This is a genomic window from Azospirillum sp. TSO5 (genome assembly GCF_003116065.1).
Classification (GTDB): Bacteria; Pseudomonadota; Alphaproteobacteria; order Azospirillales; family Azospirillaceae; genus Azospirillum.
The window spans coordinates 115,723-141,898 of record NZ_LGQY01000028.1; the positions used below are offsets into that span (position 1 = coordinate 115,723).

The 26,176-nt window shown below is 68.4% G+C and carries 24 protein-coding genes; 9 read left to right on the forward strand and 15 right to left on the reverse strand.

The window, feature by feature from the left end; genetic code table 11:
* Positions 1-31 precede the first annotated feature (31 nt).
* The 5 genes from TSO5_RS08165 to TSO5_RS08185 all read left to right on the forward strand — a co-directional run bounded on the left by TSO5_RS08165 (position 32) and on the right by TSO5_RS08185 (position 6,737).
* A complete protein-coding gene (locus TSO5_RS08165) occupies positions 32-925 on the forward strand; it encodes a uracil-DNA glycosylase (protein WP_109151126.1) in 894 nt (297 codons plus the stop codon).
* A gap of 414 nt (positions 926-1,339) precedes the next feature.
* The gene (locus TSO5_RS08170) at positions 1,340-3,322 is read left to right on the forward strand and encodes a lytic transglycosylase domain-containing protein (RefSeq protein ID WP_247870643.1); all 1,983 of its coding nucleotides are present in this window, start codon (positions 1,340-1,342) and stop codon (positions 3,320-3,322) included.
* A gap of 54 nt (positions 3,323-3,376) precedes the next feature.
* The gene (gene moaB, locus TSO5_RS08175) at positions 3,377-3,913 is read left to right on the forward strand and encodes a molybdenum cofactor biosynthesis protein B (protein WP_109151128.1); all 537 of its coding nucleotides are present in this window, start codon (positions 3,377-3,379) and stop codon (positions 3,911-3,913) included.
* On the forward strand, positions 3,910-4,926 hold the full coding sequence (locus TSO5_RS08180) for an aminoglycoside phosphotransferase family protein (protein WP_247870644.1): 1,017 nt from the start codon (positions 3,910-3,912) through the stop codon (positions 4,924-4,926). The genes moaB and TSO5_RS08180 overlap by 4 nt, the downstream gene beginning before the upstream one ends.
* A 92-nt stretch (positions 4,927-5,018) precedes the next feature.
* On the forward strand, positions 5,019-6,737 hold the full coding sequence (locus tag TSO5_RS08185; RefSeq protein WP_109151129.1) for a tetratricopeptide repeat protein: 1,719 nt from the start codon (positions 5,019-5,021) through the stop codon (positions 6,735-6,737).
* 42 nt (positions 6,738-6,779) lie between these two features.
* On the opposite strand, the gene TSO5_RS08190 is transcribed toward TSO5_RS08185, so the two are convergent.
* Positions 6,780-7,184, reverse strand: coding sequence for a bacteriohemerythrin (locus tag TSO5_RS08190; RefSeq protein WP_109074271.1), 405 nt, complete (start codon positions 7,182-7,184; stop codon positions 6,780-6,782).
* 206 nt (positions 7,185-7,390) lie between these two features.
* Between TSO5_RS08190 and TSO5_RS08195 the strand changes: the two genes are divergently transcribed.
* Positions 7,391-8,152: a Fic family protein gene (locus tag TSO5_RS08195; RefSeq protein ID WP_109151130.1), complete on the forward strand. Its 762-nt coding sequence runs from the start codon at positions 7,391-7,393 to the stop codon at positions 8,150-8,152.
* Here the strand turns inward: TSO5_RS08195 and TSO5_RS08200 are convergent.
* The 10 genes from TSO5_RS08200 to TSO5_RS08245 form a co-directional block, all read right to left on the reverse strand.
* Positions 8,149-9,804, reverse strand: coding sequence for a CocE/NonD family hydrolase (locus TSO5_RS08200; RefSeq protein ID WP_109151131.1), 1,656 nt, complete (start codon positions 9,802-9,804; stop codon positions 8,149-8,151). The two genes, TSO5_RS08195 and TSO5_RS08200, sit on opposite strands and share 4 nt — an antisense overlap.
* A gap of 262 nt (positions 9,805-10,066) precedes the next feature.
* On the reverse strand, positions 10,067-11,776 hold the full coding sequence (ade, locus tag TSO5_RS08205) for an adenine deaminase (protein ID WP_109151132.1): 1,710 nt from the start codon (positions 11,774-11,776) through the stop codon (positions 10,067-10,069).
* A 66-nt stretch (positions 11,777-11,842) separates the two neighbouring features.
* The gene (locus TSO5_RS08210; RefSeq protein WP_158282383.1) at positions 11,843-13,033 is read right to left on the reverse strand and encodes a GNAT family N-acetyltransferase; all 1,191 of its coding nucleotides are present in this window, start codon (positions 13,031-13,033) and stop codon (positions 11,843-11,845) included.
* Positions 13,034-13,051: 18 nt separating this feature from the next.
* On the reverse strand, positions 13,052-14,389 hold the full coding sequence (locus TSO5_RS08215; RefSeq protein ID WP_247870645.1) for a PAS domain-containing sensor histidine kinase: 1,338 nt from the start codon (positions 14,387-14,389) through the stop codon (positions 13,052-13,054).
* Positions 14,386-15,522: a DUF2336 domain-containing protein gene (locus TSO5_RS08220; RefSeq protein WP_109074625.1), complete on the reverse strand. Its 1,137-nt coding sequence runs from the start codon at positions 15,520-15,522 to the stop codon at positions 14,386-14,388. Before TSO5_RS08220 ends, TSO5_RS08215 begins: the two co-directional genes overlap by 4 nt.
* A gap of 181 nt (positions 15,523-15,703) precedes the next feature.
* Positions 15,704-16,468 (reverse strand): hypothetical protein, encoded by a 765-nt coding sequence (locus TSO5_RS08225; RefSeq protein ID WP_109151134.1) that lies wholly within the window; start codon positions 16,466-16,468, stop codon positions 15,704-15,706.
* A gap of 112 nt (positions 16,469-16,580) precedes the next feature.
* Complete coding sequence (locus TSO5_RS08230) at positions 16,581-17,237, reverse strand: ABC-type transport auxiliary lipoprotein family protein (RefSeq protein ID WP_247870646.1); 657 nt, start codon at positions 17,235-17,237, stop codon at positions 16,581-16,583.
* Complete coding sequence (locus tag TSO5_RS08235) at positions 17,234-18,193, reverse strand: MlaD family protein (protein WP_109151136.1); 960 nt, start codon at positions 18,191-18,193, stop codon at positions 17,234-17,236. The genes TSO5_RS08230 and TSO5_RS08235 overlap by 4 nt, the downstream gene beginning before the upstream one ends.
* 9 nt (positions 18,194-18,202) lie before the next feature.
* Positions 18,203-19,021 carry an ABC transporter ATP-binding protein gene (locus tag TSO5_RS08240; RefSeq protein WP_109151171.1) on the reverse strand — a complete coding sequence of 273 codons (819 nt, stop codon included), beginning with the start codon at positions 19,019-19,021 and terminating at the stop codon, positions 18,203-18,205.
* Positions 19,021-20,184, reverse strand: coding sequence for an MlaE family lipid ABC transporter permease subunit (locus TSO5_RS08245; protein ID WP_247870647.1), 1,164 nt, complete (start codon positions 20,182-20,184; stop codon positions 19,021-19,023). The genes TSO5_RS08240 and TSO5_RS08245 overlap by 1 nt, the downstream gene beginning before the upstream one ends.
* A gap of 219 nt (positions 20,185-20,403) precedes the next feature.
* Here TSO5_RS08245 and TSO5_RS08250 point away from each other — a divergent pair, with 219 nt between their 5' ends.
* Positions 20,404-20,919 carry an adenine phosphoribosyltransferase gene (locus TSO5_RS08250; RefSeq protein ID WP_109074629.1) on the forward strand — a complete coding sequence of 172 codons (516 nt, stop codon included), beginning with the start codon at positions 20,404-20,406 and terminating at the stop codon, positions 20,917-20,919.
* 15 nt (positions 20,920-20,934) lie between these two features.
* On the opposite strand, the gene TSO5_RS08255 is transcribed toward TSO5_RS08250, so the two are convergent.
* The 3 genes from TSO5_RS08255 to TSO5_RS08265 form a co-directional block, all read right to left on the reverse strand.
* Entirely contained in the window at positions 20,935-21,381 is a 447-nt protein-coding gene (locus tag TSO5_RS08255) for a DoxX family protein (RefSeq protein ID WP_109151138.1), read from the reverse strand.
* Positions 21,382-21,454: 73 nt separating this feature from the next.
* Positions 21,455-22,399, reverse strand: a complete 945-nt coding sequence (locus TSO5_RS08260; protein ID WP_247870648.1) for a DMT family transporter — start codon at positions 22,397-22,399, stop codon at positions 21,455-21,457.
* Positions 22,400-22,434: 35 nt separating this feature from the next.
* Positions 22,435-23,271, reverse strand: a complete 837-nt coding sequence (locus TSO5_RS08265; RefSeq protein WP_109151140.1) for a 2-keto-4-pentenoate hydratase — start codon at positions 23,269-23,271, stop codon at positions 22,435-22,437.
* Positions 23,272-23,420: 149 nt separating this feature from the next.
* Here TSO5_RS08265 and TSO5_RS08270 point away from each other — a divergent pair, with 149 nt between their 5' ends.
* Positions 23,421-24,725 (forward strand): acetylornithine deacetylase/succinyl-diaminopimelate desuccinylase family protein, encoded by a 1,305-nt coding sequence (locus TSO5_RS08270; RefSeq protein WP_109151141.1) that lies wholly within the window; start codon positions 23,421-23,423, stop codon positions 24,723-24,725.
* A gap of 53 nt (positions 24,726-24,778) precedes the next feature.
* Here TSO5_RS08270 and TSO5_RS08275 read toward each other — a convergent pair whose 3' ends face one another.
* Positions 24,779-25,471 (reverse strand): hypothetical protein, encoded by a 693-nt coding sequence (locus TSO5_RS08275; RefSeq protein WP_109151142.1) that lies wholly within the window; start codon positions 25,469-25,471, stop codon positions 24,779-24,781.
* A gap of 257 nt (positions 25,472-25,728) precedes the next feature.
* Here TSO5_RS08275 and TSO5_RS08280 point away from each other — a divergent pair, with 257 nt between their 5' ends.
* The gene (locus tag TSO5_RS08280) at positions 25,729-26,172 is read left to right on the forward strand and encodes a MarR family transcriptional regulator (RefSeq protein WP_109151143.1); all 444 of its coding nucleotides are present in this window, start codon (positions 25,729-25,731) and stop codon (positions 26,170-26,172) included.
* Positions 26,173-26,176: the final 4 nt, after the last annotated feature.

A 26,176-nucleotide genomic window follows, 5' to 3' on the forward strand; every position in this document is an offset into this window, starting at 1 on the left:
AAGACCACACGATCTGTGGTAAGGTCAAACGATGATTGACGTATGCGACATCCTAGACGCGCTGCGCTGGCATGCCGACATCGGCTGCGACGAGGCCATCGGTGACGAGCCGACCGACTGGGCCACTCTCACCGCCCGGCCGGCGGCGCGGGCGTTGCCTTCGGGCGCACCCGCGGCCGGCATGGCACCCGGTGCCGCCATGGCGCGCGCGCCCGCACCGACTCGGGCACCCGCCCCTGCGACCCCAGCCGCCGCACGTCCGACGGCCCTCTTCGCCTCCCCCGACCAGCCGCTGGGCGCCAGCGAGGCCGGCATCCAGGCCCGTGCCAGGGCCGGAGAGGCGCAGACGCTGGAGGCGCTGGAAGCGGCCCTGCGCAGCTTCGACGGCTGTCCGCTGAAAGCCACCGCAATGAACACCGTCTTCGCCGACGGCAACCCGCAGGCGCCGGTCATGCTGATCGGCGAGGCGCCGGGCGAGGATGAGGACCGGCAGGGCAAGCCCTTCGTCGGGGTCAGCGGCAAGCTTCTGGACCGCATGCTGGCCCAGATCGGGCTGGACCGCGGCAAGGTCTACATCGCCAACATCCTACCCTGGCGCCCGCCCGGCAACCGCAGCCCGACCCAGGCGGAAATCGCCGCCTGCCTGCCCTTCCTGGAACGGCATGTCGAGCTGGTGCGGCCGAAGCTGCTGGTGGCGCTGGGCGGGGTGTCGGCCAAGACCCTCCTGAACCGGGCGGAGGGAATCACCCGCCTGCGCGGGCAGTGGAAGACCTATGAAGTCGCGGGAACAGCGGTTCCGCTGATGCCGATGCTCCATCCGGCGTACCTCTTGCGCAATCCTATCGCAAAGCGGGAAGCGTGGCGGGACATGCTTGCGTTGCAGCAAAGGATCGGCGAAGAAGGCATCAAGTATTCCCAAGACTAAAAACGATGCCACAGCGCCGGCTAAATCGTTCGTATGACTGCGGTCGTCGTGCAGCACAAATGCCGTCAACCCATGCCGAAAGGCACCTTCCCAACGGGCTAGAGCCTTTTTCCCAGGCTTGTTAAGCTGTTGTAACATCTGCCGAATACCAGCCATGACACATTCCGTGCGAATCCGTTGCTTGCGGTTCGCGCGGTCGTGGGGTATCCCGGAGCCATGCTCCGGATATTTTGCAGTGCAGCATACCGGGTCGCGAGCGCGGCCCCGCTGCGGCGGAACCTTCTGGGGGTGCTGGGTCTCACGGTGGCTTTCACCCTGGGACCCGACGGCGCGGTCGGGTTCCGGCCCGCTTGCGCCGCCCTCATCATCCACGCGCCGGACGGTCACGCCGTCGTCCCGCCCGGCGGGGATTCCGTGCCTGACCCCGACAGCCCCATTTTCGGCGAATCGCTTGGCGATCCGGCCGCGGGGCTCCCCGAAATTGCAGCCCCCGAGTCCACCGACGACACCCCGTCGGCGGCCCCCACGGTGAATGAGGCACCCAACCCTGCGGGCGTCCCACTTCTGCTCGCAGCCGACGCCGATGCCCGCGCCGTCCAGCTGGACGAAGAGGATGCCGCCCGTTACCGCCGCATCTTCGCGGCGCAGGAGCGGGCGGACTGGGACGCCGCCGATGCCGAGATGGCGAAGCTGAAGGACCGCCGTCTGGTCGGCTATGTCCTGCGCCAGCGCTATCTCCACCCCGACCGCAAGGCCAGCTACGAGGAACTCGCCCGCTGGATGCAGGATTACGGCGACCTCGCCGGGGCGGAGCGGATCCACAGCCTCGCCCAGAAGCGCCAGCCCGCCGGCCAGAAGGCGCCGAAGCCGCCACGGGGCGAGGAGCGCGTGCGCCTCGTCGGATCGCTGGAGCGGCTGGGCGGCTTGCGCACCGTCGCCAGCAACGAGGACGATGATGATGACAGCGTCACCGTCGCTCCGCGCAGCCGCACCGTTTCCCGCGCCCGCAGCGACCGCGCGGCGGTGGCCCGGGTCGAGGAGCTGCTGCGGTCCGGCCGCACCGCCTCCGCCCTGAGCCTGCTGGGCCAGGACGAGTTCGGCGGCAAGCTCGACACCGTGCAGTATGACGCCGCCCGCGCCCGCATCGCGGCATCCCTCTTCTATTCCGGCGAGACGGCGCAGGCGCTGACTCTCGCCTCGGCCAGTGCCGCGCGGTCGGGCGACATGCTGCCGGAAGCGCACTGGATCGCCGGTCTGGCCGCTTGGCGGCTGAAGCAGACAGACCGGGCCGCCCGCCACTTTGAAGGCATGGCCGCGGCCGGCCCGCGCTCCCCCTGGAAGGCCGCGGCGGCCGACTACTGGGCCGCCCGGGCGCTGGCCCGCAAGCCGGGCAAGGAGAAGGAGGCGGCCGAGCATCTGGCCGCAGCCGCCCGCTATCCGCACACCTTCTATGGCCTGATCGCGCTGCGCACCCTGGACGGGCTGGAAAAAGTGCATTGGCAGGCGCCGGAACTGACCGGCCGCCAGCTGGCGGCGATGGCGGCCAAGCCGGCCGGCTCCCGCGCCATCGCCCTGCTCCAGGCCGGTCAGCGCGAGTTGGCGGGAATGGAGCTGCAACGCATCGATCCGCAGGGCGACCAACTGGTCGAACAGGCGATGGTGGCGCTGACCGACCGGGCCGGCGTGGCTTCGCTGTCCCTGCGGCTGGGCAACGCGGTGGCCGGACCGGACGGTGCACCCTATGCCGCGGCGCTCTACCCGCTGCCGCACTGGAAGCCGCGCGACGGCTTCGCGCTGGACCGCGCGCTGGTCTTCGCGGTTATGCGCCAGGAATCGCGCTTCGACCCGCGTCTGGTCAGCTCCGCCGGGGCGACCGGGCTGATGCAGATCCTGCCCAGCACGGCCCAGCATGTGCGCGAACGCAACGCCGACATCGGCAGCGACGACGCCAGCCGCGACGCGCTGTTCGATCCGTCCCGCAACATGGAACTGGGTCAGCGCTACCTGTCGGAACTGCTGGGCATGCCGGATATCGACGGCAACCTGTTCCTGGCCGCCGCCGCCTACAATGCCGGTCCGGGCAATCTGGCACGCTGGCGGCGGGATCTCAGCGACATCACCGATCCACTGCTGTTCATCGAAAGCCTTTCCTTCGGCGAGACACGCGACTATGTGGAGAAGGTGATGGCGAACTTCTGGATCTACCGGCTGCGGCTGGGCCAGGAGACCGCGTCGCTCACCGCCGTCGCCGATGGGAAATGGCCGACCTACACCCCGGTGGAGGCCCGCCCGACCGAGGTGGCGACCCGTCCGGACTCGCTGCCCGCGGTGAAGCCGGCGACCCCCGTCGCGGTGGAAACGGTGGCGGAGCGGGGAGAGGCCAGCCCGACACCCTGACCGCCGGCGCCCCCTTGTCGGGCTCCGGCCCGACATGAGGACACGCCTGCCGCCATGCCGAAGATCGACGAGAACCGCCCCTTCCTTCCCGTGAACATCGCCGTGGTGACGGTGTCCGACACCCGCAGCGCCGCCGACGACCGTTCCGGCGATGCGCTGGCGGAGCGGATCGCCGGCGCCGGGCACAAGGTCGCCGCCCGCACCATCGTCAAGGACGACATCGCGGCGATCCGCGCGCAGGTCCAGGCCTATATCGCCGATCCGCAGATCGACGTGGTGCTGACCACCGGCGGCACAGGCGTCACCGGCCGCGACGTGACGCCGGAAGCGGTCGAGGCGCTCTATGAAAAGGCGATCCCCGGCTTCGGCGAGCTGTTCCGCTATCTCAGCTATGCCAAGGTCGGCACCTCCACCATCCAGAGCCGGGCGACCGGCGGCGTCGCCAACGGCACCTACATCTTCGCCCTGCCCGGCTCGCCCAGCGCCTGCCGCGATGCCTGGGACGACATCCTGGTCTGGCAGCTCGACAACCGCCACCGTCCCTGCAACCTCGTGGAGCTGATGCCCCGCCTGCGCGAGCATATGGCGTGAGCGGACCGGCTGGATTCTCGATTGAGGCCCTGCACGATGCGCTGACGCGGCTTCCGCGCCTTGCCGACCTGCCGGCCGACGCGCTGGAGCCTATGCCGCTGAAGGGCGTCGCCCACGACCATGTGCGGCTGCGCGGCCGGCGGCTGGTTGCCCGCATCCCGCGCTGGAGCCAACTCGGCCTCGATGCCTGGACAGCGCTGGACCGGCAGGCCACCGCCTTCCAGCGGGCCGAGCCGTCGGGCCACACCCCGCGCTTCGCCGGCCTGCTGCCGCCGGGAGAGGGGCTGCCGCTGGGCGCCCTGGTGGTGGGCGAGGTGGAGGGACGCACCCCCACCCTGCCCGACGACATGCCTGCCATCGCCCGCGCCCTTGCCGCCCTGCACCGCATGGCGCCGCCGGATTTCTACGAACCGCTTCCCGCCCCGCCCGATCCGGTCGCCGCCCTGCTGGCCCAGGTCGAACGACAGGCGGAATGGTTCGACCGTGCCGATCTGTCGACCGAGGCGCGCGCGCTGATCGCGGAGGAGCTTGCCGCCGCCCGCGCCGGCGACCTTGCCCCGCCACGAGAGACCCCGATGCCGCTGACCGCGGTCGGGGTGGACGTGCATCCCGGCAATTTCCTGATCGATGCCCACGGCAAGGCTTGGTTCACCGACCTGGAAAAGCTGCAATACGGCCACCCGGCCAGCGATCTCGCCCATGCCAGCCTCTACACCTCGACCAAATGGGATCCGGAGGTGAATGCGGAGCTGACCCCGGCCGACGTCGACGCCTTCATCGAAGCCTGGACCATCGCGGTTCCGGGCGACCTCGCCAACGAAGTGCGGCCATGGCTGAAGCCGCTGCGCCGGCTGACATGGCTGCGCACCCTGTCCTGGATGGCCCGCTGGTCGGTGGAGGGCGCCACCCTGTCACCCGGCATGCCGGAACATCTCCGTGCCCACATGGACGCCCACGCCACCGACATCCTGCGGCCGGAGCGGATCGAACAGGTGCGGCGAGAGTGGCGGTAGCGATTGCGAAAAGGGGACTCGCACGAAAGTCTCTTGCCCGCGCCCTGCCGAAGATGATGGGATAGCGACTCGGAAAACGAGGTGACGAGAGCATGACGAGTGTGCGACGCCGGTTGCAGCCGATCTCCCTGGCCGTTCTGATGGCCGGGACCACCCTGGTGCCGGCCTTTGCCGCCGGGCCTGGGGCAGGCCTGGCTGCGGATGACGGCACCGGTTCCGCCACCGGCAGCTATCTGGCCGGCCGCTACGCCCAGCACCAGGATGATTGGACGGCGGCGGCGCGCTTCACCGCACAGGCTCTGGACGCCGATCCGGACGACCCCGCCCTGCTACGCCGCACCTTCCTGCTGCGGTTGGGCGAGGGCCGGATCGACACGGCGATCGGCTACGCCAGCCGTCTGCTCGATGAAAAGGGCGAGCCGCAGATGGCGCTGACCCTGCTGGCCGCCGACGCGCTGGCCAAGGGCAAGCTGGACGAAGCCGACGGCTATGCCGCCCGCCTGCCGACCGACGGACTCGGCCGCTTCCTGACACCGCTGACCCGCGCCTGGCTGGCAACGGCCCGCGGCAAGACGGACGAGGCGCTGACGGCGTTGCAGCCGCTGTCCGGCGTGCAGGGCTTCGAAGCGCTCTACAACCTGCATGCCGGGCTGATCCTCGACCTCGCCGGTCGCAACGACGAGGCGGCAGCCCGCTACGCCAAGGTGACGGAGACGGACGCGCCGTTGCGCGTCGTGCAGATCGTCGGCAGCTTCATGTCCCGCACCGGCCGCAAGGATGAAGCCCGCAAGCTTTACGAGGCCTTCCAGGGCAGCAACCCCGACGGGCTGCTGGTGGAGCCGGCGCTGGCCGCGATGGCGAACGCCCCGTCGGATACCCGCCCGGTCCCCGATGCCCGTTCCGGCCTTGCCGAGGCGCTGTTCGATCTGGGCAGCGCGCTGCATCATGAGAATGCCGACGAGCCGGCGCTGCTGTTCGGCCGCATCGCCCTGCACCTGCGCGGCGATCTGGCGCTCGCCCACCTGATGATCGGCGACATCACCGCGTCACGCGACCATCACGAGGAGGCGCTGGCTGCCTATAAGAAGCTGGAGAAGGACCCGCTTCTGGGCTGGACCGCCCGCATGCGCGAGGCCGACAGCCTCGCCCGCATGGAGCGCAACGACGAGGCCATCGCGATCCTCAAGGATCTGGCCGCCGAACGGCCGGAGCGCACCGACGCCATTACCCGCCTTGGCGACATCTATCGCTACGCCAAGCGTTATGCCGAGGCGATCCCCGCCTACACCACGGCGCTGGAGCGGATCGGCACGCCGCAGGAGCGGCATTGGCCGCTGCTGTACGCCCGCGCCATGTGCTACGAGAAGATCAAGCAGTGGCCGCAGGCCGAAGCCGACCTGCAGACGGCGCTGAAGCTGCGGCCGGACGAACCGTCGCTGCTCAACTTCCTCGGCTACAGCTGGATCGACCGCGGCGAGCATCTGGACAAGGCCAGGGCGATGGTGGAGCGCGCGGTGGAACTGCGCCCGCGCGACGGCTACATCGTCGACAGCCTGGGCTGGGCGCTCTACACGCTGGGCGACTATGAGGCCGCCGTCGCCAAGCTGGAGCGTGCTGTGGAGTTGAAGCCGGTCGATCCGACCATCAACGACCATCTCGGCGATGCCTATTGGCGGGCCGGCCGCCGCAATGAAGCCCGATTCCAGTGGATGCGCGCGTTGCGCAGCGCCGACGACGACACCGACAAGGCCGCCATCCAGGCCAAGCTGGACAAGGGTCTGCCGGAGCAGAAGGCCGCCGCAAAGCAGTGAGTGAACGCCCTCTCCCCAGGTGGGAGAGGGTGCTTTCGTGCCCTACACCTTCTCGACTACATAGGGCTTGTACAGGCTGTCGGTCTGCTGGATGTGCTCCACGAACCAGTCCTTCAGCAGCAGGATCAGGTCCATGCGCAGCATCGTGGGATTGTCCCCGTCGAAATCGCGGGCCAGCTTTTCCACCTCGTCGGCGAAATAGCGGTGAGCGGCGAGGTGGCCGTCCAGTTCGGGATAGCCGCAGCGTTCCATCATCGCCTCCTCCCGTGCGAAATGGACGGCGACATAGTCGCGGAGGCTGGCGAGCAGACTGGACAGCTCCTCCCGGTTGGCGGGGGTGATGCCGCTTTCCAGCAGACCGTTGAACAGGTCGAGAAGGCGCCGGTGCTCGTCGTCGAGCACGGGCACGCCGACGCTCATGGACTTGTCCCAGACGACGTAGCTCATCGCAGCGATCTCCCCCCTCGCGACCCGCGATCGCAGGCGCATCCCGCGGACTGAGGCGGTTGCGGCCGGCCATGGCTGGGTTGTGGACATCTTGACAGGGATCCTAAAACCGGCAACCGTGCCCGTCCAAGCGGCAAATCCCCGCAGGGGGCGCGGCAAGATGCGCATCGCGCCAAACCGTCCCCTGCCCAGCGACAGAGTGACCGATGGCCCTGCTCGACGAGATCGCGGAGAAGAAACGGGCGCTGGACGCCGCGCGTCCCCTGCCGCAGGAGGTCGTGCACGGCATCGCCGACAGGTTCGAGCTGGATCTGACCGTCGCCGCCGCGGCGCTGGAGGAGATTCCGCTCAAGCGCGCGGACGTCAAAGCGATCCTGGAGCGCGGGAGCATCCTGCGCCACCGCGGGGTGGAGGAGCAGCGCTTCGTCCTGAACCACCGCGCGGCGCTGGAACTGATGGCCCGCCTGTCATTCGATCCGTCGGGCGCCGTCACCGAACGCACCGTCACCGCCTTTCATGCCGTGCTCTATCGCGGGATCGAGGATGAGGCCGGGAAGTACCGCGACGGTCCGCCGAAGGACGACCCGGCGGAAACCGCACCCGACCCGGCCAAGCTGCGCGTGTCGATGTCGGCGCTGTCGACCTGGATGCGCAAGTCGGACGCCGGCCCCGACACCGCCTTCGAGGCTCATCACCGGCTGAGCGCCATCCGTCCCTTCCATACCGGCAACCGGGCGACGGCGCTGCTGCTGTGCAATCTGATCCTGAACCGCGCCGGCTACCCGCCGGTGGTGGTCCAGGCCGACGACCGCGGCCTGTATCTGGACCTCGTCGAGCGGGCCTGGTCGGTCGGCGACAAGACGCCCTTCCGCGACCTGATGATGAGATTCCTGTCCCAGAGCCTGGATTTCTGCCTGGAATCGGCGGGCAAAGGCGAAGACGAAGCGGACGGGGACGAGACTCCCTAAACCACCGATCCGGCCGGCAGGCGCAGGCGCGACGGCCGGTCTGGACCGCTGTGGATCAGCAGGGTAATCGGCAGCGCATCGACGCGGCGGGTCTCGCCCGGCTCCGCCCCGGTGCCGGGATTGACCGGATAGGCCGGGAAACAGGACCCGGCAAGGCTGAGGCGCAAGGCCGATCCCGGCGCGAGCGTGGCGCAGGCCGCCCGCATGGCGATGGTCAGCGGACGGGTTGGGTCGCCCGGCTCCACCCGCGCATAGCCCTGGGTCAACGGCAGCACCTGCCCGTCGGGCCGCAAGACCGACAGAACGGCGCTGACATCGAAGGATGGCGCATCGGCCTCCACCCACACATCCAGCGCCACACGCCCGGCCAGCATCAGCGGCTCGTCCAGCGGCAGGCTGGTGTAGGTCGCGACGTCCGGGCGACAGTCGATGGCGGCGCGGTCGGGGCGCCCGGCGGCATCCGGCACCGCATGGCCGCCAACTGTCGGTACCGGCCTGCGCGGGTCGTGCACCACGACGTCGAGCGCCTCCAGATCGGGCATTTCCAACTCCAGCCGCCCACCCTGACGGTTGGCGAGGCCGTCGCTGGCCAGATGCAGGACCGCTTCGGCCGCCGGCAGGTTGGACAGGTCGTGCCAGCGCCCGGTTTCGACATCATGCAGGCGGACCGGACCGCCGCGGTCGCCGCCCTCGCCCTTCAGCACCCGGTCGAACCACGCCAGTTGCAGCGTGTCGAGCGTCGGCGCCTGTCCCGGCGCGGCGGCGGGTCCATCGGCGCCCCAGGGGCCGACGACCAGCCGCACCGGCGCCCTCTGGCTTGCGGCGAAACGATCATAGGCATCAAGCATGCCGGCCAGACGCGGGTCGTACCAGCCGCCGATCTGCAGGACCGACACGTCGGCCGGCATGGCGTCCTGCATCGCCTTGGGCGACAGCGCGGCCCAGGACGGGCCGGGCACCGGGTTGGTCAACCAGTCGTCGTAATGGGTGTAGCGGGCGTAGTCGCGCAGAGCCTGCGGCCGCGACGGGATCTCGTCGTCGATGGGCAGGCTGCGCGCCGCGTCCGACAGCAGCCGGTGCCCGGTTCCGTCCTCGACCCGCCGCGCGGCGTCGGCTGCGGTACGCAACGCCCAGCCCATCGCGTCGGCCAGCCGGAAGGCCCCGCCCTCATAGGCCCAGTCGGAGAAGACGTCCCAGCCGGCGAAAGCCGGCGCCACCGCACGCAGGGCGGCCGGCGCTTCGGCCAGCGCCAGCCATTGCGCCATTCCGGCGTAGCCGCAGCCGTACATCGCCACAGATCCCGACGATCCCGGCAGGGAGGCCGCCCACGCCACGGCATCGGCCCCATCCTCCCGCTCCACCTCGAACGGTCGGAAGCGGCCGTCGGAGGTGCCGCAGCCGCGCACGTCCTGCACCACCACCACATAGCCGCGCGCAGCATACCAGCGCGGATGGGCGTAGTGGCTGGTCAGTGCGGTGCGCCGGCCGCAGGGAACGCGCAGGAGAAGCACCGGCCATGTGCCGGCGGCGTCGGGCCGGTAGAGATCGGCATCCAGCCGCACGCCGTCCCGCGTCCGCATCGACACGGTTTCCGGCGGCCGGACCGGCAGCAGGCTGTGGGAGTGGTGGATCACCGGGGCCAGATGGGTCATGGCTGATCGGGCTCGCTCGATGACGAACAACAGATGATGTGTCGTCGTGGCAAAGCCCATGCCAGAGCTGGGACGGCAATCGGCCTAAATTTTAGGGTCGTAAATCCGGGCATGGAAAGCCCGCGCTCCTTGCGGAGAGCGGGCGGAGAGCGGGCTTTCCCAGCTTTCACGGCCATATCGTGGTCGGCGCCAATCAGCGCGAGACCAAATTCCAACCGCCCATTCCTCAGGCCGATGCCGCTTTCACGGGCAGGCCGCCCAATCAGGCGGCAATCAGCTCGAAACGATCGACATCGACCATGCCGCGGTCGGTGATCTTCAGGTGCGGGATGACCGGCAGGGGAAGGAAGGCCAGTTGCAGGAAGGGCTCGGCAAGCGGACAGCCCATGGCGCGGACGGCGGCGCGCAGGGAGCGAAGCTTCACCTCCACCGTCTCGAACGGCTCCAAACTCATCAGCCCGGCCAGAGGCAGGGCCAATTCGCCGACGACCTGCCCGTTGCGCACGGCGACGAAGCCGCCCTGCAGCTCGATCAGGCGGTTGACCGCGACGCGCATGTCGGCGTCGCTCGCCCCGACCACGCAGATGTTGTGGCTGTCATGGCCGACCGACGAGGCCAGCGCACCGTCCGCGAAACCGAACCCCTGGACGAAGCCGCGGCCGATGTTGCGGTTGCTGCCGTGGCGGGCGAAGACGCAGATCTTCAGCAGGTCGCGCGACGGATCGGCCACCATCCGGCCGCCCACCACCGGGACCTCGATCCGCCGGTGTTCGGTCAGGATCCTGCCCGGCTCCAGCCCGATCACCGACTGTACGGAGCCGCCGGCCGGCACGGCGAAATCCTCCTCGGCTACCGGCTCCAGCTTCACCGAATCGAGGCCCACCGGCGTCACCGGCGGGCGACCGTCGAAGCTGTGCGGCCCGACGATCTTGCCGTTGCGGATGACGCGGTTGACCGCGCAGTCCTCCAGATCGTCGAGCAGGACCAGATCGGCGCGATGTCCCGGCGCCACCAGCCCGCGGTCGTACAGGCGGAAGCCGCGGGCGGCCGACCATGTGGCGGCGCGATAGACATGGGCCACCGGCGCGCCGAGGCGGATGGCGCTGCGGATCAGATGATCCATGTGCCCCTCCTCCGCGATGTCCAGCGGGTTGCGGTCGTCGGTGCAGAAGCCCAGGAAGGGCGAGGTCTCCGGCCCGATGACTTTGGCAAGGGCATGAACGTCCTTCGACACCGATCCGTCGCGGATCAGCACCTGCATGCCCTTGCGCAGCTTCTCCATCGCCTCATCCGCACTGGTCGTCTCGTGGCAATTGCGGATGCCGCAGGATAGATAGGCGTTCAGTTCCTTCCCCGACACCAGCGGAGCGTGGCCGTCGATGTGGCGCCCGTCGAAGGCGGCCAGCTTGTCCAGCACGCCGTCCACCTTGTGAAAGACACCGGGAAAATTCATGAATTCCGCCAGCCCCAGCACGCGGGGATGGTCCATGTGGCGGATCAGGTCCGGCGCCTCCAGCCGGGCGCCCGAGGTCTCCAGCTCCGTCGCCGGGACGCAGGAGGACAGCTGCACGAACAGGTCGAGAGCCGTGCCCCCGGCACTGTCGAGGAAATAGCTGAGGCCCCGCTCGCCCAGCACATTGCAGATCTCGTGCGGGTCGCAGATGGCGGTGGTGGTGCCGCGGGGCAGGACGCAGCGGTCGAACTCCTGCGGGGTGACGCAGGTGGATTCGCAATGGACATGAGTGTCGATGAAGCCCGGAACCACGGTCAGACCGCGCCCGTCGATCTCCTCCACCCCGTCATAGGACTCGTAGGTGCCGACGATGACCTCGCCGCAGACGGCGATGTCGCCCTCCGCGATCTCGCCGGTGACGACGTTGAGAAAGCGCGTGTTCTTGATGACCAGATCGGCCTTCACCTCACCCAGCGCCTGCCCGATGCGCGTCTTCAGATGGTCCCGGCTGACCGACATGTCCCACTCCGCCTGTGGTCTATTCAAAGAGGGAAAGTGGCCCGGCGCGCCGTGCCGTGCAAGCGGCTATCGGCCGGCCTGCCGGCGGAACGGCGAGCGGGCCTGTTCCTGCGCGAAGGCGGCGAGAACCTTGGCGTTGTGCAGTTCCAGCCCTTCCGCCACCGCGCGGCGCATGTTGGTGTGCAGGAACCAGTGGCAGGCATGGGAGAGTTTCGGCAGGAACCCTCGCGCCAGCTTGTGCGGGCCGCCGCGCCCGCCGTCCACCCGGTTCAAACCCCGGGCGATCGCCCGTTCGACAGTGCTGTAATAGCAGATCTCGAAATGGACCAGCTGTGCGCCCTCCCTCGCCCCCCAGTTACGGACATAGAGGCAATCGTCTCCTTCCATGGTCAGCAAGGCGCCGATCGCAACTCCGCCGGATTCGGCGAAGGTCAGCGTCACGGCATCACCGAAAGCGGCGCAGAGCCGCAGGACGAAATCCATCGTCAGCGCCTGACGTCTCCCCCGGCGGCTATGGAGGTCGTCCAGCAAATCCAGGAAAATCGCGACATCGGCCTCATCCACCCGGCTGCCCGGCACGTCGCGGATGCGTACTCCGCTCTCGATGATCTTGCGGCGTTCCCACAGCATCACGCTGCGCCGACGGCTCGACAGGGCGGCGGTGAAATCGGCGAAGTCGCCATATCCCGCGTTCCGCCACTCGTAATCGACGGCATGGCGGGTCAACCATCCCGCCTCCTCGAAACGGGCTCGGTCTTCCTCGTCCGGAAAGCTTACATGGATAGAAGACAGGCCATGATTGTGGGCCAGCGAACGCATAGCCCCCGTCAGTGCATCTGCTACGCCGGACGGCGCTCCCTCCCGCAGCAATATCCTGGGGCCGGTCGCCGGCGTGTAGGGGACCTCGATGACCAGCTTCGGAAAATAGCGCCCGCCCGAGGCCTGAAAGCCGTCGACCCAGGCCTGATCGGGCCAGAACTCGTCCGTGGACCGGTCGCGCAGATAGAGGGGCGCTGCGCCAACCGTCTGGCCAGACGCATCCCTTACGATCATATGGGCAGGGCGCCAGCCGTTGTCCGGGCCGGCCAGGCCGCTGTCTTCAGCCGCACTCAGGTAGGCATGGCGCAAGAACGGCCCCTTGCCGGCGGCACAGGCATTCCATTCCAGTGGATCGACCCCGGAAATTCCGAACACCATCGCGACCGACAACGGTTCATCCTGCCGGTCGCCGTCCTGCGCAACCGGTTCCTGCCTCATGAACATGTCATTCCCTGATCATTCCCCGTCGTAAGGCGGCGCCACCGGAAGCCGTACGCTGACCGTCGTGCCTTCCCCCTCGCGGCTGCGGATGTCCAGCGTGCCGTTCAGCAGATCGACGAAGGACCGCACCAGCGGCAGGCCCAGCCCGGTGCCGCCGGAGCGGCGGGACAATTGGCTGTCGACCTGACCGAAGGGCTGCAGGGCGATGGCGATGCCTTCCGCATTCATGCCGATTCCAGTGTCGGCGACCTCGATCAGGATGCGGCCGCATTCCGGGCGGACCCGCAGGGCGACGCTGCCGCCGGCGGGGGTGAACTTCACCGCATTGGTCAGCAGGTTCAGCAGGATCTGCTTCACCCGCACCGGATCGCCCAGCAGGCGGGGGGTTTCGGGGGCGATGTCCTGGGTCAGGGTCAGCCCGCCCTCCTCCGCCCGTTCGGCGATCAGCAGAAGCGAGCTTTCCACGGCGTCGCGCACGTCCATCGGCTGCGGATGCATTTCCAGCTTGCCGGCCTCGATCTTGGCGACGTCCAGGATGTCGCTGATAACCGCCAGCAGATGCTGGCTCGACTTGCCGATTACCTTGGCATAGTCGAGGTATTTGGGATGGCCGAGCGGCCCGACGATCTCGCTCTCCATCATCGAGGAAAAGCCGATGATGGCATTCAGCGGCGTGCGCAGCTCGTGACTCATGTTGGCGAGGAACTCGCTCTTGGCGCGGTTGGCGAGTTCGGCCTGTTCCTTGGCCTGGATCAGCGCCTGTTCGGCGCGGCGGCGTTCCTGGACCTCCTGCATCAAAGCGCGGGTACGCTCGGCCACCCGCATCTCCAACTCGTCGCGGGCCTGACGCAGAGCCAATTCCGCCCGCTTGCGCCGGGTGATGTCCTGGCCGACGCAGAGAATACCCGCCGGCGCGCCGTCGGCTTCCGGCAGCCGGTTCAGGTTCCATAGAAGCACCCGCTCGCTCATGCAGTCCTGCTCGCGCAGGGCCTGCTCGAAATTGCGGACCTCCATCCCCTCGGCGGCGACCTTGAGCTGGGCGGCAAAGGCGCCGGCCGGCTGCTCCCCCATCATCTCGGTCCAGGGGCGGCCGATGGCGGTGCCGGCCTCCAGCCCGAAGGCGCGTTCGGCATCACGGTTGGCCTCCAACACGCGGCCATCGTCTCCCAGCACAAGGATGATGCTGGCAGCCGTGCGCAGCAGGGAGCGGAAGCGGGCCTCCCCGGCCCGTGCCTCGCTCTGGCGCAGTGCGGCTTCCAACTCGGCGATGCGGCGCTCAAGCCGGCGGACAATGTCGGCCGGGCCGCCTCCCGGCGGTGGAGCCGGCTCGGCGAAGAAGATCGGATCGGTCACGCCGCAGCGTTTTCCGGCTGCATCATGTCGCCCAGCTTCGCCAGCAGGAACTCCAAATCCTCCGGCGCCAGATCCTCGTACTGGGTCAGGATGCGTTCGATGACGCGGCGGCGGTGGCGCTCGCGGTCGCCGGGTTCGCCGTCATAGGGGGTTTCCTTCAGCACGTCGATGGCGATGCGGCAGGCCGGCAGCAGGGCCGGCGGCAGCTTCGCCTTGTCATACAGTGACTTCAGCCCCAGCCGTCCGGCATCGTGGATCAGCAGCCGGGCGTTGGTCAGCGGCACGTTCGCCATGCGCGACATCGCCATCTCGAAGAAGGCGATGTCGCCGGTGCACAGCGAGCGGACCAGCAGCGACGGCGTCAGGCGGCCGGTGCGGGCAAGCTGCGTCACCAGACGGTCCAGCGCCCCTTCGTCGCTTTCGCCGGTGAACAGGGCGACGGTCGCCCGTTCACGGCTTTGCAGGATCAGTTCCGACGCGACCTTCGACGGCAGTTCGTGGTGCGAGACCAGATGCTGGCGCAGCCGTTCCGACACGACGGCGACCAGACGTTCGGCGATGGTGATCGGCAACTTGGAGCGGTGGACCAGCGGGTCCTGCACCGCCTCGCTGGCGCCGAAGCGGTCGATGACGCGGCCAAGGCTCTGCTCGCCGAGTTCCGCCCCCTCGTTGGCGACCAGCGCCGCGACCGCGTGTTCGGACCCGCTTTCGATCAGCGCGTCGGCGACCACGGCCGGCACGGTCGGGCGTTGGGCGATGGCGGTGCTCTTCGCCTCCGCACCCGTCCGCACGATCTCGACCAGATCGGCCGGGGTCAGCACGGTGGAGACGCTCAACACCGGGATCGCCACCGCCTCCACATCGCGGGCCAGGGTCAGGGCGACGTCGCGCGGCAGGGACGGGCTGGATTTCAGATTCTCGGCCAGGGTCTGGCGGACGCGCAGGACTGTGTCCGTGACCATCACGCGGATGATGTCCTCCGCCAGCATGCGCTCCGACTGCGACAGCTCCGGGCTGTCGAACTGCTGAGCCAGCTTGGCGGCCAGATCGGTCCGGCTGTTCGGCGACGGGTCGGCCAAAAGCCGCGCCACGTCCTGTTGGGTCAGATGACCCGACTTGAAACCGTCACTCATGGGTGCCGGACCCTTCCTGCCCTGGTCCGTCTCCATATGGGCCGCGGAACGCAAAACCCGCGCGAATGTGGGCGGAGACTTGTCCACACCGTCAAGGATCTTCCGAAACGGTTGAACCTTCCTTAACGCCCTGCGGTCATAAGCCCATGGCCTTTGGCCATAAGTCCGTAGGAGGAGCGGCTCACGGCATCCCGACGAAGCTGGGCGGCTCCGGCAGGATCGGCCGGCGTCGCCGTGCCCCGCGCAGATGCAGCGCCACTGTTGCGATCTGCTCCTCCACCGAGATGTGGCGCTGCGAGGCGACCTCCAACCCGCGGTCTTCGTAGACATAGGCGTCGGGATGGCTTTCCGCCCAGCGCTGGATGGCGGCGTCGCGGTCGCGCAGCAATTCGACGATGGTCGGACGGAACAGCCGCATCATCGCGGTGATCCAGCGGTTGGCCGGCCAGGACGGCCGGGCATGGTCGATCTCGAAAGCATCGAGCATCGCGATCACGTCGTCGGACTTGTACCAGGTCTCCCCGGTCACCCAGCGGTTGGTGGTGAACAGACGCACCGGTTGGCCGGCCACATCCATGGCGATGCCGATCAGGTGGGACAACGCGTCATTGTCGTTGTCCGGGGCCGAGAAATCGGCCAGCGGCGCCGGCCGCAGGCCCGGCGGCATGCCGTGCGGGCGCAGGAAGGTGTGGAAATGCCCATGCTCCCCATTGGGCCGTTCACCTTCGGGATGGCAGTGATAGTAATACTGGGCATGGAATTCGGCGTCGTAGACGTCACCCGGCGGATAATGCTTCCACTCGTACAGCGTGCCGTGGCCGCGCAGAAGCTCCCCCACCACCGTGTCGCCGGTCTTGGCCAGAACGCGCTGGCACAGGCGCACCTCGCGTCCCGCCTCGGCCATCGCCTCCAACTCTTCCCGGGACACGTCCGACAAATCCGTCATCGCCCGATCCTGCGCTGCGCGAACACCCCTATTACGTACGCGGCTATGCGGGCGTGGCAAGGTCTTTTCGATTGCCGCACCTGCGGTTGCAGCCGGGCCTGCGCTTGGCCGTTCAGCTACCGGAAGGGCGGAAACGCTGCGACAGCGACCATGTCACCAGCTCTCCGGTGACCTTGCCCAGCGCTTCGTCGAAGGCGGTGATCACGTCGGTGAAGGAGCGGCCGCGCACCGGTGCCGACGCCTCGAAGGTCTCGCCGGCCTCGATGGTCCGGCGCGGCATGGCGACCAGCTTGGCCGACAGGCGCACATGCACCCGGTCAGGCATGGCGGCACCCGGCGTGGCGTATTCGGCCTGGAAATCACGCAGTTCCGACTTCAGCACATAGTCGGAGCGCAGCCCCACCGTGTCGCGCCCGACCGAGACGATGCGACCGCTGTCCTCGAAGGTCTGGACGATCAGCCCCTGAACCATATTCGGCGCCCGGTCGGCCCAGGACACATCGGCGAAATAGTCGAGCGAGGTCGGCGTGCGGGCCAGGGCGATGCGCGGCGTGTCGATCCCCGCCGCAGCCGACGGCGTCTCCACCAGCAATTGCCAGTCGGCCTTGGGGCCGGGGGCGACGCTGGCCCGCGGGGTCAGGGTGTAGAGATGCGGCGCCGTCGGGTTCAGCGTCGAACAGGCGGCCAGCCCCAGCAGCAGGGCGGTCCCCAGCATCCTGCGCACGACCGCCCCTGCCGATCCGCTGCGCCCCATCGTCGCCCGCCTCATTTCCCACGCACCTCCACGCCCTGCCGCGTCCCGCCGAAAAGGAAGTTCGACGGGTCGTTCTCGATCCGGGTGACCACCCGCGACAGCTGACCCGACAGATCGCGCAGCTGGGTGATCAGCAACGTCAATTCATACAGGCCCGTGGCGGTGAAGTCGCGCACCGGCTCGCGATTTTCGGCGACGAGGCCGTTCAGCGTGTCAGAGGTGCGCTTCAGCGACCGCAGCAGCTCGCGCGTCTCGCCGCCAAGCTGCTTGGCGGTGCCGTCCACCGTCGCCAGCGTGTCGTGCGTCTGAGCCAGCGTGCGGTCCAGCTGAGGCCCGACCGTCTCGAACCCGTTCAGTGTCCGCCGCGCCTGGGCCATCGTTTCCTCAAGGCCGGCGCTGGCACGGGCAAGCTCGGCACTGATGGTGCGGGCATTGGCCAGGATGTCGCCGATCGCCTTTTGGTTCTCGCCGTTCAGCATCTCGCCCAGCTTGGTGATGACCTCCAGCGAGCGGTTGACCAACTGCGGGGCACTGTCCACCACCGCAGTCAGCGAACTGGGCCGCGACGGGATGGTCAGCACCCCGTCGGCATCGGTGGCGGTCAGCCGCTTGCCCCCCACCGTTCCGCCGGAGATCTGGACATAAGCGCCGCCAGTGATGCCCTGCACCTCCAGCGAGGCGATGGAATCGGACATGATCGGCGTGCCGTTCTGCACCTCGATCGTCACCCGGACCCGCGTCACGTTGTCGGGGTCGAGCCGGATGTCCGACACGGTGCCCACCGGCACGCCGCGATAGCGCACCGGGCTTCCCTGCTGCAGGCCGGTGACGGAACCGGTGAAATAGATGCGGTAGGTCTCGCGCGTCTCGTCCAGCTGGACCTTGGCGATCCAGGCGGTGAAGACCAGCAGGCCGGCGACCAGCGCCAGCACGAAGCTGCCGACCAGGATATAGCTGGCGCGGGTTTCCATGACGTGCCCCTACCCTTTCGCAAGACGCCTGGCGTCTTCTTCATGTCGCCGAGCGTCATTGCGCTCTTTCGCGTCGAGAGCCGCGCGGCCGCGCGGTCCGTGAAAGTAATCGTGGATCCACGGGTGCGGATCGGCCAGATGCTGGGCCAAGGTCCCCACCCGGATCTTCTTGTCGACCAGCACGGCGATGCGGTCGCAGATCGAGGTCAGGCTGTCCAGATCGTGGGTGACCATGAAGACGGTCAGCCCCAGGCTGCGCTGCAACCCCTGGATCAGCGTGTCGAAAGCGGCAGCGCCGATGGGGTCGAGGCCGGCGGTCGGCTCGTCCAGGAACAGGATGTCGGGATCGAGCGCCAGCGCACGGGCCAGACCGGCGCGCTTGATCATGCCGCCGGACAGTTGCGCCGGGTGCTTGGTCCCGGCATCGGGCGGCAGGCCGGCCATGGCGATCTTCACCCGCGCCACCTCGGCGATCAGCGACGGGGGCAGGTCGGTGTGCTCCTTCAGCGGCAGCATCACATTCTCCGCCACCGTCATGGAGCTGAACAGGGCGCCGTTCTGGAACAGCACGCCGGTGCGGGCCTGAAGCGCCGTGCGCTCCTCCCGGTCGAGGTCGGCGGTGTCGTGGCCCAGCAGCTCGATCCGGCCGGCGGCGGGGTCGATGAGGCCTAGAATTTCCTTCAGAAGCACCGACTTGCCGGTGCCGGAGCCGCCGACGACGCCCAGCACCTCCCCCCGCTCGACGTCGAGGTCAAGGCCGTCATGGACGGTCTGCGGGCCGAAGCGGGTGACCAGCCCACGCACGCGGATGACGGGAGCTTCGGCCATCACACACCCAACATGGAGAAGAGGACCGAGAAGACCGCGTCGATGACGATCACCAGGAAGATGCCCTCCACCACCGCCTTGGTGGTCATGATACCGACGCTCTCGGCGCTGCCGGAGACCTTCAGCCCCTCGTAACAGCCGACCATGGCGATCACCAGGGCGAAGACGGGGGCCTTGAGCAGGCCGGCGATCACCGTGTTGATGCCGACCGCGCTGTGAAGCTGGCGGATGAACTGCCCGAAGGTGATGTCCAGTGTGGCATAGGCCATCACCGCCCCGCCGAACAGCCCCATCACGTCGGCGTAGAAGGCCAGCAGCGGCAGGGTGATCATCAGTGCCAGCGCCCGCGGCACCACCAGCAGCTCCACCGGATCGAGGCCCATGGTGCCGATGGCGTCGACCTCCTGGTTCACCTTCATGGTGCCGATCTGCGCGGTGAAGGCGGAGCCGGAGCGGCCGGCGACGATGATAGCCGTCATCAGGATGCCGATCTCGCGCAGGACGGAGATGCCCAGCAAATTGACGACATACAGCTCCGCGCCGAAACGCTTCAGCTGGTCGGCCCCCTGGAAGGCCAGCACCACGCCGATCAGGAAGGACAGCAGCCCAAGGATCGGCAGGGCGTTCAGCCCGGTCTGCTCGATGTGGAACAGGACGGAGGTCAGGCGCAGGCGCGACGGGCGCAGGATCAGCCGGGCGAAGGTGACGGTGACGAGGCCGAGGAAGCCGACGAGGTCGAGGATTTCCTTGGCGGCGCTCACCGTCGTCTCGCCGGTGCGGACGATCATGTCGAGGATCGGGTGATGCTCGCGCTCGATCGGATGCGGCGGCGCCTTGCCGGCATCGCGCACGGCATCGAACAGGGCGGCATGGTCCGGCCGCAGCCCGACCACTGCAACCGTGTGGCCCGCCGCCCCCAAGCGGTCGGCCAGCCGGTTCAACAGATAGGCGCCGACGGTGTCGAGCGCCTCCACCCGCGCCATGTCGAGACGCACCGCAGCACCCTCCTGGGGCGTCGGTGCGCGGTCGAGCGCATCGGACGCTGCGGCGGCAGCATCCAGGGTCCAGCGTCCGGCGGCGGCGATCCGCCACCCGCCGTCCTCCGGACCGGCATCGATCCGGACCTCGTCCGCCGTTCCATGCTTCGCTAAAGTCCCAGCCACAGGCTCCGCCGCACGCATCCGCACATTCACCGGTACGTCTGGCCGGTGCGCCTGGAACGTGGCGGAGCATCGCCGGATGGTCAACCCCATGCGGTAAAATGGCGGCACCGCCAAAGCGTCCATTCCCGGCTTTGCGCCGGGGTGGGCAGCCGCTAGAGTGCCGGGCGGCCGACCGGGCCGTTCATGCCGGCATACGATTCTTTACGGACAAGACTTCCGATGAACTTCAAAGACCATATCCGCGGCGTCCCGGATTTCCCGAAGGCCGGCATCCTGTTCTACGACGTCTCGCCGCTGCTGGCGAACGGCGCCGCCTGGAAGGCCGCCATCGACGAGCTGGCCGAGGCGGTGCGCCCGCACAAGCCGGACCTGCTGGTCGGGATCGAATCGCGCGGCTTCCTGGTCGCCGCCCCGCTGGCGCTGGCGCTTGGCATCGGCTTCATCATGGTGCGCAAGCACGGCAAGCTGCCGGGCGACAAGATCGCCCATTCCTATGACCTGGAATACGGCACCGACACCATCGAGGTGCAGGCCGACGCGGTGAAGCCCGGCCAGCGCGTGGTGGTGCTGGACGATCTGCTGGCGACCGGCGGCACCATGGTGGCTGCCATCAACCTGCTGCGTCAGGTCGGCGCCGACGTCCGTGCCGCCGCCTTCCTGGTGGAGCTGACCTTCCTGAACGGCCGCGACCGCATCGACGTACCCAGCATTTCGCTGATGGCGTATGACGAGTGAGGTCCAGGCTTAAGGTCAGTGGCGGGTGCGCCAGCCGTCGATGCTGAAGCGCCCGGCCCCCGACGCCACCAGTGACAGGAAGCCGCCGATGATGGCGAGGTTCTTCATGAACTGGATCTGCTGCATCTTCATGGCGTCGGGTGCCGCCTCCCAATAGCGGTGGGCGATCAGGGTTGCGGCGACGGTGAAGGCCGCGACCGCCAGCGCCGCCAGCCGGGTCCAGGCGCCCAGCACGATGGCAAGCCCGCCGAACGCCTCGACCAGCGCGCCGATGGGGGCGACGATCGTGGCCATCGGCACGCCCTGACTCTCCATTCCGGCGATGAAGCCGCCGAGCGCCATCAGCTTGCCGAAGCCGCTCTGCACGAAGATGGCGCCCAGCAGGATGCGGGCCGCCAGCAGCAGCGCATCCTGCCAGCCGGTGGCGGCTCCGGTCTCGTAGGCGGTGGCATGGTTCGTCATCGCTCGTCCCTTTCCCAATGGCTTTGGAATGGGACGGCGGCAAGGCGGCGGTTATTCCATGAAAAATGCGGGATCAGGCGGTCCTCCATAGGCTGATGATCATGACGCCGGCGACGGTCAGGGCGGCACCGGCCAGCTGCAGCCAGCCCATCGGCTCCGCCAGCGCCAGATAGCCGAAGACGGCGGCGGCGACCGGGCCGATGGCGCCGCTCAGCGCCACCAGATTGGGGCCGACCCGCCGCAGCGCCTCCGCCGTCATCAGAACCGGCAGCACGGTGCAGACCACCGACATCACCACCGACAGCCAATAGACCGGCAGCGGCAGGTCGAGCGCCGACAGGGGGCGTAGCACCAGGAACTGCAGGATGCAGCACAGGCAGGCCGCCGTCATCGCATAGGCGGTGAAGCGCATGGAGCCGATCCGCTGCACCACCCGGCTGCTGCCGACCAGATAGATCGAATAGAGGAAGGCGCCCATGAAGACCAATCCGGCCCCGGTCATGAAGTCGGGATGGCCGGTCCCGACCTCCGACCACACCACCAGGGCGACGCCGGCGTAGGAGACCACCAGCGCCACGACCTCGCGCAGGCCGATCCGCTTGCCGAGGAACAGGGCCGACAGGATCACGACGATGGTCGGGTAGAGGAACAGCAGCAGCCGCCCCATCCCGGCCGAGACATAGCGCAGCCCGAGGAAATCGCAGAAGCTGGCGGCGTAATAGCCGGTGACGCCCAACGCGACGGTCAGGGCAAGGTCGCGCCCGGCGATCGGCGCGCGCTCTCCCTTCCGGCCACTCGACCACAGAGCCATGGCCAGGAAGAAGGGCAACGCGAAGACCATGCGCAGCATGATCAGCGTGACCGGATCGACATTGTAGCGGTAGGCCAGCTTGATGATGACCGGCCGCAGCGAGAAGGCGATCACCCCGGCGACGGCAAGCCCCAGTCCGACCAGCATCTGGACCGGCGGCAGGAACCGCGTCGCGGCGGCTTCGGAGGGCAGGCTGGACTGGGACAAGGCGGCGGTTCCGGTGATTGGTTGAGAGACGCCGGTCAAGCCGGATCGGCCGCGACGGCGGTGCCGGACATCGGCGTCAGTCCGGTGAAGGTCACCCGCGCCTGCTGGCCGATGGCGATGGAGTGAACGCCGGTCAGGGCGCCGGTGGACACCCACTGCCCGGCCTTCAGCGGCCGGCCGAGGCGCGCCGCCATGCCCAGCGCCACCGCGACCGCCGCGGCGATGCCGCCCGGCAGCTTGGCGGCGCTGCCGACGCCGACGCTCTGGCCGTCGATCAGCACCTCGGCGCGTAGGGTATCGGCGCCCTCGACGCCGCCGACGATCTCCTCGCCGACGATCAGGCCGTTGTTGTTGCCGAAGACGGAGGTCGAGGCGGTGGGGCCGAGCGTGTTGACCGGCGCCAGAGGCCCACCCGCCACCTCGATGGCGGCATGGACGGCGGCGATGAAGGCGGCGGCCTCCGCCGGGCTGTAGTCCAGCTTGTCGGCGGGGGCGTCGGCGGCGATGCGCACCGCGAACTCCGCCTCCACGGCGCCGAAACCGCCGGGAATGACCGGGAAGCTCAGCGGGCCGCCATCGGCGGCCGACACCGTGCGGGCGAAGATCGGGCCGATGTAGCGCATGGCGCCAAGCGTCTCCTCCAACGCCGGCGGCACCCGCGCCACCTTCCAGCCGGCGACCTCGTCGGGCCAGGAGGCGGTCGCCGTCGCCTGGATGGCGTAGGCGGTGGCGAGGTCGGCCGGCAGCGGGCCGGGGAAGTCGGCAAGGCCGGCCGCGCTGCGGCGGGCGGCGACGAAGCGGGCCGCAGCCTCGGCGATCACCGGGTCGGCCAGGGTCGGGGCGCTCAGCCCGATGGGGTGCGTGACGGTCATGGGAAGCTTCTCCGCTGAGGGGCGCCGCGACTGTAGCGGTCTCGGCCGGTACGGGAAAGTGCGCCGCACAATGACAGCCCCCGAAAGGCGGGGTGGACGAACCATCCGCTTGCGGTGACACTGGAACCGTCCTTGCCGCGGGAGAGGCCATGCGTTCCGACACCGACGCCGCAACCAAGCTGCTGTTCCGCCGGATCGAATCGCGGCGCGACGATCTGGTCGCGCTGACGCAAGCGCTGATCCGCATCCCCACCGTCAACCCGCCCGGCGACGTCTATACCGACTGCGCCGAGCTGATCGGCCGGCGGCTGGCGGCGCGCGGGTTCGATGTCGAGTATGTGCGGGCGGAGGGGGCGGCCGGCGACAGCGACCGCTATCCGCGCACCAACGTCGTCGCCCGCATCGAGGCGCCGCGTCCGGGACCCTGCGTCCATTTCAACGGCCATATCGACGTGGTGCCGGCCGGCCAGGGCTGGACCGTCGATCCCTTCGGCGGGGTGGTGAAGGACGGCCGGGTCTATGGCCGCGGCGCCTGCGACATGAAGGGCGGCATCGCCGCGTCGATCATTGCCGTGGAATCGCTGCTGGAGGAAGGGCTGCTGACGGCGGGCGCCCTGGAGATCTCCGGCACGGTGGACGAGGAATCCGGCGGCTATGGCGGCGTCGGGCATCTGGCGAAGCTCGGCTATTTCTCCCGGCCGCGCGTCGACCACGTCATCATACCGGAGCCGCTGAACGTCGATCGAGTCTGCATCGGCCATCGCGGCGTCTGGTGGGCGGAGATCGAGACCAAGGGCCGCGTCGCCCACGGCTCCATGCCCTTCCTCGGCAACTGCGCGGTGCGCCACATGGGCGCCGTGCTGCACCGGATCGAGACCGAGTTGATCCCCCGCCTCGCCGCCAAGCGCACCGACATGCCGGTGGTGCCGGAGGGGGCGCGCCAGTCCACCATCAACATCAACGCCATCCATGGCGGCCAGCGCGAGGACCATGGCGGCCTGCCCAGCCCGATGGTGCCCGACCGCTGCCGCATGGTGATCGACCGCCGATACCTGATCGAGGAGGACCCCGAGGCGGTGCGCGGCGAAATCGTCGCCATCCTGGAGGATCTGCGCCGCACCCGCCCCGGCTTCGCGTACGAGCTGCGCGAGGTGCTGGCCTTCCTGCCGACGATGACCGACGCCGACGCGCCGGTGGTGCGGGCGGTGGCCGCCGCCATCGAAACGGTGCTGGGCCGCCCGGCGCAGCATGTGGTTTCCCCCGGCACCTATGACCAGAAGCATGTGGTGCGCGTCGGCCAGTTGAAGGACTGCATCGCCTACGGCCCCGGCATCCTCGACCTCGCCCACCAGCCCGACGAATGGGTCGGCATCGACGATATGGTGCAGTCGGCCCAGGTGATGGCGCTGGCGACGCTGGACCTGATGGGGGGACAGGAGGGCTTGCGCTTCTGACCGGCGGAGCGGCGGATGGAACAGCGTGGAACAGAGTCCGGCCGATGTTCCATCTACCGGCGCCAGGAGAAAGCGCCGGCGCCGCGGCGGCTCACCGGGCCGGGGTTGAGGTTGGGGTATTCTTCGTACTGGTTGACGGTCCAGGGGAAGACACCCTTCGGGCCTTCGGTTTCGGGGCGAGCGACGATTGCGGCGATGATCTCGGGATCGGGCGGCATGCGTTCGCGCAGGGCACCGGGGATGTCGTCGTCCAGTTCGGGGACGGTGACGGCGGGCGGGTCTTCCGGTTTGGGGGCGGGTTTGGGAGCAGGTTCGGCGGCGGGCTCGGGAGCACGCTTGCCGGCCGGGGCGTCCAGGCCGGCGAAGAGGCCGAGCCGCTCGGCCAGCCAGCGCACCGTCGCCGGGTCGCCGGAGGTCACCAGCCGCTCAATCTGCTCGGCCACCAGGGAGCGAATCGAGGACAGGCGCAGCTCGGCCTCGCGGTTCAGCGCCTGCCGTTCCCACCACACCCTGTGACGGAAGTCCTTGGATCCGTAATAGGCGCGCCACAGCGTGGTGCGGCTGCAGCCCATCGCGCGCGAGACCTGCAGGAAGCTGTTGCCGCGCGCCAGCATGCCGGCGGCCATGATCCATTGCTCGTCATGGAACTGCGATCCGGGGACGAGAGAGCCTTCGGCGGGCACCGGCGGCTCTTCGGCCCAGCAGGGGAAACGGTCGTCGGCGAGAGTGCGGGGATCGACGGGCATGGCGGAACTCCACAAGCGGGGGACTCCCGGGGGAGTTTACAGGAAAATTTTCCTGCAGTGGCGGGGTTTTGCAAACGCGGAGGGTGGCCGACTGGGGAAACTGGCGGTTTGACATTGGCCCGGTATCAAGCTTGCGGTGCTTTAGTGATAACGTCCGCAAAGCGCCAGGAGCGGTCATAACGGCCGATGCTGTTTCACTTCGGTTGCGCCCGGGTTATTGAGGGTACAACGCATTTCCGCAAGGACAGAGAAAGCAAATGACCAACGATAAAGCCTTCTCCGAAGAAGATGCCACTGCGCTGTCACTTGCAGAAAGGCTGCGCGATACTATCAGTCGATTCGTACGTAGCGTGAGGAATGAGACAGATACGCCAACGACATCTCAGTCTGAAACCCTGCTGCTTCTTGAAAAAAGCGGTCCGTTGAGTGTCGCTGAACTAGCGAACAGCCGTAATGTCCGGCATCAAAGTATGCGACTGGTGACCGCTCAGCTTGAAACCGAGGGCTTGGTTTGTAGATTGCCCAATCCAGCGGACGGGCGCAGCCAACTTCTATCGATCACCGAAAAGGGGCGAGAGGGATTGTCTCGCTCCCGCGAAGCCAGGACATCGAAGATCGCCGTTCTGATAGAGGAACGTCTGTCCGAAGAGGATAGACGGACGCTTGAAGCCGCAATTCCTATTATCGAACGGCTTTGCTAGTCCG